Source organism: Spirillospora sp. NPDC049652, from assembly GCF_040675125.1.
Lineage (GTDB): Bacteria > Actinomycetota > Actinomycetes > Streptosporangiales > Streptosporangiaceae > Spirillospora.
Window position 1 is genome coordinate 1 of record NZ_JBFAOF010000327.1, and the last position, 7177, is coordinate 7177.

General features: G+C 73.0%; 8 protein-coding genes. 3 read left to right on the top strand and 5 right to left on the bottom strand.

Features of this window, described 5'->3' with window-relative positions:
• Window positions 1–50 precede the first annotated feature (50 nt).
• Both AB0J52_RS20950 and AB0J52_RS20955 read right to left on the bottom strand, forming a co-directional pair.
• Window positions 51–302, bottom strand: a complete 252-nt coding sequence (locus AB0J52_RS20950) for a protealysin inhibitor emfourin (RefSeq protein WP_500183328.1) — start codon at window positions 300–302, stop codon at window positions 51–53.
• Between the two features lie 68 nt (window positions 303–370).
• Window positions 371–1399 carry a M4 family metallopeptidase gene (locus AB0J52_RS20955; RefSeq protein WP_500183330.1) on the bottom strand — a complete coding sequence of 343 codons (1029 nt, stop codon included), beginning with the start codon at window positions 1397–1399 and terminating at the stop codon, window positions 371–373.
• A gap of 186 nt (window positions 1400–1585) precedes the next feature.
• Here AB0J52_RS20955 and recO point away from each other — a divergent pair, with 186 nt between their 5' ends.
• The 3 genes from recO (at window position 1586) to AB0J52_RS20970 (ending at window position 4092) form a co-directional block, all read left to right on the top strand.
• On the top strand, window positions 1586–2383 hold the full coding sequence (recO, locus tag AB0J52_RS20960) for a DNA repair protein RecO (RefSeq protein ID WP_500183332.1): 798 nt from the start codon (window positions 1586–1588) through the stop codon (window positions 2381–2383).
• The gene (locus AB0J52_RS20965) at window positions 2380–3174 is read left to right on the top strand and encodes an isoprenyl transferase (protein WP_500183333.1); all 795 of its coding nucleotides are present in this window, start codon (window positions 2380–2382) and stop codon (window positions 3172–3174) included. The genes recO and AB0J52_RS20965 overlap by 4 nt, the downstream gene beginning before the upstream one ends.
• A gap of 132 nt (window positions 3175–3306) precedes the next feature.
• Complete coding sequence (locus AB0J52_RS20970; protein WP_500183335.1) at window positions 3307–4092, top strand: TauD/TfdA dioxygenase family protein; 786 nt, start codon at window positions 3307–3309, stop codon at window positions 4090–4092.
• Window positions 4093–4282: 190 nt separating this feature from the next.
• On the opposite strand, the gene AB0J52_RS20975 is transcribed toward AB0J52_RS20970, so the two are convergent.
• From AB0J52_RS20975 to AB0J52_RS20985, 3 genes are all read right to left on the bottom strand, one after another.
• The gene (locus AB0J52_RS20975; RefSeq protein ID WP_117361228.1) at window positions 4283–4708 is read right to left on the bottom strand and encodes an OsmC family protein; all 426 of its coding nucleotides are present in this window, start codon (window positions 4706–4708) and stop codon (window positions 4283–4285) included.
• Between the two features lie 65 nt (window positions 4709–4773).
• The gene (locus AB0J52_RS20980) at window positions 4774–5379 is read right to left on the bottom strand and encodes a hypothetical protein (RefSeq protein WP_500183337.1); all 606 of its coding nucleotides are present in this window, start codon (window positions 5377–5379) and stop codon (window positions 4774–4776) included.
• 319 nt (window positions 5380–5698) lie between these two features.
• Window positions 5699–7177, bottom strand: a 1479-nt coding sequence (locus AB0J52_RS20985; RefSeq protein ID WP_500183338.1) for a M4 family metallopeptidase, incomplete at its 5' end; no start/stop codon positions are given.

Sequence of the window (7177 nt, forward strand, 5' to 3'; positions counted from 1 at the left end):
GGCCGCCGGTCCCGGCGGCGTGTCAGATCAGCTCGTTCCGGCTCGGCGGGTCAGCCGCCGTCGAGGACGTGGTGGACGAGTTCGCGCAGCGGCCCCGTGAGCTGCGCCTCCCCGACGGACGCGGCGCGGCCGTCGATGTCGATGTCGTACACGAACTGGTCCGGGATGCGGCCGGGGGGAGGCAGCCGCGCCAGGTCGACGCGTCCGACCAGCCCGGCCAGCAGGGGGTCGTCGGCGCTGTCGGCCTGGCCGCGCCGCTCGATCCCGGCGAAGCCGCCGCTACGGACCACCGTCACCTTCATCAGGGTTCTCCTCCGCTCTCACCGCGGGTCGTGAGAGAACCACCCGTCCGGGGGGTGAGATTCTCACGTCACACGTGGACGCCTACCCCCGTCCACGCGTCCCGTACCGCGGTCACCTCGGCGGCGGACGCGCCGTACAGCGTTCCGGCCGTGTCCACGGTCGCCGCCGCGAATCCGGCGAAATCCACCGTGGCCGGCAGTGTGCCGCCGGTCAGCGTCCCGTACCAGATCCGCCCGGCCCGCTCCCAGGCGTGCCCGCCGATGGCGGCGGCGGCCAGGTAGAACGCCCGGTTCGGGATTCCCGAGTTGATATGTACCCCGCCATTGTCCCGGTACGTGTTGACGTAGTGGGCCATGTCGGCGGGCTGGGGGTCCTTGCCGAGCTGGGGGTCGTCGTAGGCGGTGCCCGGGGCCTTCATGGACCGCAGCGCCACGCCGTGCACGCTCGCCGCGAGCAGCCCCTGCCCGATCAGCCAGTCGGCCTGGTCGGCGGTCTGGCCGAGGTGCCACTGCTTGATCAGCGAGCCGAACACGTCCGAGACCGACTCGTTGAGCGCGCCGGACTGGCCGTAGTACTCCAGGCCGGCGGTGAACTGGGTGACGCCGTGGGTGAGCTCGTGCCCGGTGACGTCCAGCGGGCCGGTGAACTCGGTGAACAGGGTGCCGTCGCCGTCCCCGTACACCATCTGCTCGCCGTTCCAGAAGGCGTTGTCGTAGCCCTGCCCGTAGTGCACGGTCGACACCATCGGCAGGCCCGCGCCGTCGATGGAGTCGCGCCGGTAGGCGGCCTCGTAGAAGTCGAAGACGACGCCGAGCCAGTCGTAGGCCTGGTTCACGACGGCGTCGGAGGTGGCTTCGGCCCCCTCGGCGCGGACGGTCCGGCCGGGCAGCGTCTCGCTGTTCCCGGCGTCGTCGATCGTCCGCTTGGGGGTGAAGTCCTCGGTGGCGGTGGGGGGCGTGACCGGCAGGACCCGGCGCTCGGTGCGCTGGGCGCTGCTGATCACCAGGCTGCGGCGGGCGGACTCGCGCAGCGACGGGTCGTCGGCCTGGCGGGCCAGGTGGTCCAGGATGTGCGGCGGCACGATGGTGCATCTCATGGGGACAACGCTGTCACCGCGGGGTGACCCGGGCCACGTCTTCGGGCACAGTCGCGCGGCCGAATCCGGTCGCTGAGCGTAATGATCTCGTCTCGGAGGGAAGGATCATGCCGGGGATGTGCCGAGTGTGTGCGGATCGGCCGTTCCCGTGCGGGCGCACGCCCGGACGTGGGCGACAATGGTCCGGTGACCCTGTACCGCGACGAGGGCGTCGTCCTGCGCACCCAGAAGCTGGGCGAGGCCGACCGCATCGTGACCGTGCTGACCCGGCGCTCCGGCCGGATCCGCGCGGCGGCCAAGGGGGTCCGCAAGACCAAGTCCCGGTTCGGGGCGCGGCTGGAGCCGTTCACCCACGTGGACCTCCAGCTCTACGAGCGGCGCTCGCTCGACCTGATCACCCAGGCCGAGACGCTGCGCCCGTACGGCGAGCGGCTGGTCGTCGACTACCCCCGGTACACGGCGGGGACGGCCATGCTGGAGACCGCCGAGAAGCTCACCGCCGCCGAGCGCGAACCGGCGCTGCGGCAGTTCCTGCTGCTGGTCGGCGGGCTGCGCACGCTCGCGGACGGCTCGCACGATCCCCGCCTGGTGCTCGACGCGTTCCTGCTGCGGTCGCTGTCGGTGGCGGGCTGGGCCCCGGCGCTGGACGAGTGCAGCCGCTGCGGCGACCGGGGGCAGCTGCGCGGCTTCTCCATCGCGGGCGGCGGCGCGATGTGCGCCCGCTGCCGCCAGCCGGGCACGGCGACGCCCGCGCCGCCGACGTTCGCGCTGATGCTGGCGCTGCTGCGCGGCGAGTGGGACTACGCCGACGACTCCGAGCAGCGGCACCGGGTGGAGTGCAGCGGCCTGGTGGCCGCCTACCTGCAGTGGCACCTGGAGCACGGCATCCGCTCGCTGCGCCACGTCGAGCGCGACACCGGCGCGCGCGGGCACCGCGACCTCCCCGCCGGTCCCGGCGGGACGACCGACAGGGAGACAGTTTGAGCAGGGCCGCCGTTCAGCCGCCGTATCCCCACCCGACCGGGGCGCGCCCGCCCGCGATCCCGAGCGAGCTCGTGCCGCGGCACGTGGCGATCGTGATGGACGGCAACGGGCGCTGGGCCAAGGAGCGCGGGCTGCCCCGCACCGAGGGCCACAAGCGCGGCGAGGACTCGCTGTTCGACGTGATCATGGGTGCGATCGAGCTGGGCGTGCCCTACGTGTCGGCCTACGCGTTCTCCACCGAGAACTGGCGGCGCTCGCCGGACGAGGTGCGCTTCCTGATGGGCTTCAACCGGGACGTGATCCGCCGCCGCCGCGACCAGCTCCACTCGATGGGCGTGCGGGTGCGGTGGGCCGGCCGGCGGCCCCGGCTCTGGCGCAGCGTGATCAAGGAGCTGGAGGACGCCGAGGCCATGACCCGCGACAACGACGTCCTCACCCTGCAGTTCTGCGTGAACTACGGCGGCCGGGCCGAGATCGTGGACGCCGCCGCGCAGCTCGCCCGGGACGTCCGGGACGGCAAGGTCAACCCGGACAAGATCTCCGAGAAGACCTTCGCGAAGTACCTCGACGAGCCCGGCATCCCGGACGTGGACCTGTTCCTGCGCTCGTCCGGGGAGCAGCGCACGTCCAACTTCCTGATCTGGCAGTCGGCGTACGCGGAGATGGTCTTCCTCGACACGCTCTGGCCCGACTTCGACCGCCGCCACCTCTGGCACGCCTGCGAGGTCTACGCCAGCCGGGACCGCCGCTACGGCGGGGCCGAGCCGAACCCCGTGCCCGTCGCGCCGTAGGGGCCGTGCCGCCTGACCGGTCGGCTCGCCGCGCCGTCGCCGAGGGCGCGGCGCGCCCTCCGGCGAGGGTTAGTCGATATTTCCTACCGAGTTTGTTGACTTAGGTCGGGCGGGCGGACTAGCGTCGTCCGCATGGCGCATTCTCTGCTGGAGTCGCCCCCCGCCCGCGCGACCCGGGTCGAGCCCGTCGCCGGGCGCATCGGCGCGGCCGTCGCGGGCGTCCGGCTGTCCGGCGGCCTCGACGACGAGACGGCGCGGCAGTTGCGCCGCGCGCTGCTCCGGCACAAGGTGCTGTTCCTGCGCGGGCAGCACGGACTCGGGCGCGCCGACCAGACCGCGCTCGCCGAGGTGTTCGGCGAGCCAGCGCCGCCGGTCGTGCGGTCCGGCTGCGCCGCGCCCCGGCACGCGGGCGGCTGGCACACCGACGGGAGCGACACGATGCGTCCGCCGGGCGTCTCGGTGCTCCAGGCGCTGAACGTCCCGCCCTTCGGGGGCGACACCGTGTGGGCGAACACCGCCGCCGCCTATGAGGGGCTGCCGCCCGAACTGCGCGAGGTGGCCGACCGGCTCTGGATCGAGCACGCGGGCCCGGACGGCGTGCTGGAGCACCCGCTGGCGACCGTCCACCCGGAGACGGGGGAGCGGGTGCTGCTGCTGGGCGGGTACGCGCGTCGCGTCGCGGGCCTCAGCGCGGAGGCGGACGCGGAGGCGCTGTTCCGGCTGTTCCAGGGCCATGTGACCGCGCTGGAGAACACCGTCCGCTGGCGCTGGCGGCCGGGCGACGTGGTCGTCTGGGACAACCGCGCGACCCAGCACCGGGACGTGCGCGACGTCGGCGAGCGGGCGGCGGGGGAGCGGCGGCTCCGCCTGGTGGCCTGCGCCGGAGGCACCCCCCTCCCGCTCCGCCCGCGCTCCTGACGAGCACCGGCTGACGGGCCTCGGCTGACGGAACCGGACCGGCGGGCTCCGACCGACGCTTGCGGCCCAACGGGTGCGGACGACGGCGCTTCTGACGGGCGCGGGCTGACGGGTTCGGGCGGAGTGGCGGGCCGTTTCGGGAACGGGCCGAGGGGCCGGCGCCGGGTGGCGCCGGCCGGTGCGGCGGACGTCAGGCGAGCGCCGCGTCCAGGGTGATCTTCGTGCCGGCGAGCGCCTTGCTCACCGGGCAGTTGGCCTTGGCGTCCTGCGCGGCCTTCTCGAAGTCGGCCGCGGACAGGCCGGGCACGCTCGCCCGGACGGTCAGGTGGATCCCGGTGATGCCCTCCCCGGGCTGGAAGGTGACCTCGGCCTTGGTGTCGACCTTCTCCGGCGGCGTGCCCGCGCCGGCGAGGCCGTGCGAGAGCGCCATCGAGTAGCAGGTGGAGTGCGCGGCCGCGATGAGCTCCTCGGGGCTGGTGCGCCCGTTCGGCTCCTCGGCCCGGGACGGCCAGCTGACCTCGTACGTGCCGATCTTGGACGAGTCCAGCGAGACCGTCCCCTGGCCGCCCATGAGCGGCCCTTCCCAGTGCGCGTTGGCGATGCGAGTGGTAGCCATGCCCCCGATTCTGCCAACACCCCGGGGCGCGCCGGTCGGCGGCTCAGCGCACGAGCCTCCCGGACTCAGTGCACGAGCCTCCCGGCGGTGGTCCAGTCGTCGGCCATCGCCCGCTGCGCGGCGGCGAGGGTGACCTGACCGGCGCAGACGGCCTTGTAGAGCTTGAACTCGACCTGGTCCTTCGGGTTGGGGCTCCCGCCCGGCTCCGGCCAGAGGTTGCGCGGGTCGGTCGGGTGGCCGCCGATCGACAGCGGGATGAAGTGGTCCTCCTCGTACCCGGACGGGCTGGTGTCCTTGTAGCCGTACTCCTTGATCTGCTGTCTCTTCAGCCGGTTGGTGTACGTCACCGGTGGACGGATCTTCTTGGTGTAGCCCGCGACGCAGATCGTCTGGTGGATGTTGGCCTGCGTCACGTCCGGGTTCGTGGCGCCCGGCGTGCACTTCGGGTCGGGGCGCGTGGTGGCCGGGTCGAGGCTGGACGCGTGGCAGGAGCCGGGCGCGTGCGTCGGGACGTCCGTCGGAACGCCGGTCCCCGACTTCCCGGTCTTGGGGGCCGAGCCGGACCCGGTGTGTCCGGTGGTGGTGGCGGTGCCCCCGCAGGCGGCTGCGCCGGCGAGGACCGCGGCGCAGGCGGTGGCGAGCAGGGGACGAGTACGTCGGATCAGGAGCATCGGGGGGTCTCCTCAGAAGCGCGACCTGGTGGTCCTTTCGGACGCGATGGCCCATCTAGCCTGTCCGCGCAGACGAAGGTCATGCGGGTCGGGACGAATGTCCAGCGAAAGGGTGAGGCCCCGCGTCCGGACGTGACGGACGCGGGGCCTCGGCGGTCGCGGCCCGGCGGCGGGCTCGGCCCGCCCGCCGCCGGGCTGGCATTCGCGCGCTGCGCGCTCAAGCGGCGCGTTTTTTCGTTGCGCGTCGCTGCGCGGCTTGCGGAGTGCGTGGCGGCGCGGCTGGGGGAGTGCGCCGCGGCGCGTGTCGGTGAGCGGGCCGCTAGTTGACGTTCACGCCCGTCCAGGCGGCGGCGACGGCGTTGTACTGGGCGCTGCCCGCGCCGAAGAGGTCCTTGGCGGCGTTCAGCGTGGCCGTCCGCGCGCCCTTGTAGTCCGTGCTGGACGTCATGTAGGTGGTCAGCGCCCGGTACCAGATGCGCGTGGCCGCGTCCCGGCCGATCCCGCTGACGGCCTGGCCGTTGGCGGTCGGGCTGTCGTAGGCGACGCCGTTGATCGTCTTGGCGCCGCTGCCCTCGGACAGCAGGTAGTAGAAGTGGTTCGCCACGCCGGACGAGTAGTGCACGTCCAGGTTCTTCAGGTCCGCGGACCAGAAGTCGGGGGACTTGCCGTCCTTGCTCGGCTTGTCCATGAACCGCAGCGCGGGCTTGCCGAAGCCGGGCAGGACGACCCGCTCGCCGACCAGGTAGTCGCCCACTTCGGCCGGGTTGCCCGCGTAGAACTCGACGGCCGCCGCCATGATGTCGGAGGTCGCCTCGTTCAGGCCGCCGGACTCCCCGCTGTAGGTGAGGTTCGCGGTCGCGCTGGTCACGCCGTGGGTCATCTCGTGCGCCGCGACGTCCAGCGCGGTGAGCGGGGCGAGCTGCGTGCCGTCACCGTCGCCGTAGGTCATGCAGAAGCAGGAGTCGTCCCAGAAGGCGTTGGCGTAGTTCTTGTCGTAGTGGACGCGGTTGGACGAGCCCTTGCCGTCGCCCTTGATGCCGGTGCGGCCGAAGACCTCCTTGTAGAAGTCCCAGGTCTCGTTCGTGCCGTACTGCGCGTCCACGCCCGCCGAGGCGCGGTTGGTGTTCGTCCCGTCGCCGAAGTGGGTCGTGGTCGAGGTGAACACGGCCGTCGGCGCGCGGTAGATGCAGAAGGTGAGGAAGCAGATGTCGGACTTGTTCTGCGCGTCGCCGGTGTAGGTGTTCCCGCGCGTCGGGTCCTTCATCTGGTAGGACGTCCCGGACTTGGTGAGCTGCAGCGGGACCGTCCCCGAGTACAGGCCCTGGCCGTCGCCCGCGTCGGTCTTGATCGTCTCCTCGCGGAACAGGACCGCGCCGGTGCGCGCGTCCACGGAGGTGAACACGCGGCTGGGCGTCCCGTCGGCCTTCCTGCCCTCGGTCTTGAACCGCCAGGCGAGGCGCGGGAGGTGGTCGGCGGTGCGGGCCTCCACGACGAGCGTGCCGCCGTCGCGCAGCCGGTAGTTCCTGGCGGCCGCGGCCTTCTTGGCCTTCGCGGCGGAGACCTTGGGCGCGGTCGGGCTCGGCGCGGACCGCAGCGTGAGGCTCGTCCCCTCGTACGCGCCGGACCGGCTCTGGTGGACGACCACGTCGCCGCCGAGCACCGGCAGGTTCCGGAACGTCCGGGCCATGCGCGTGTGGGACGTCCCGTCCCGGTCCACGGCCACGCCGACGACCTGGAACCTCTGGTCCGTGGCCGCCTTCAGGTCGCCCGCGTGGACGGCGGCCGCGCCGAGCGCGCG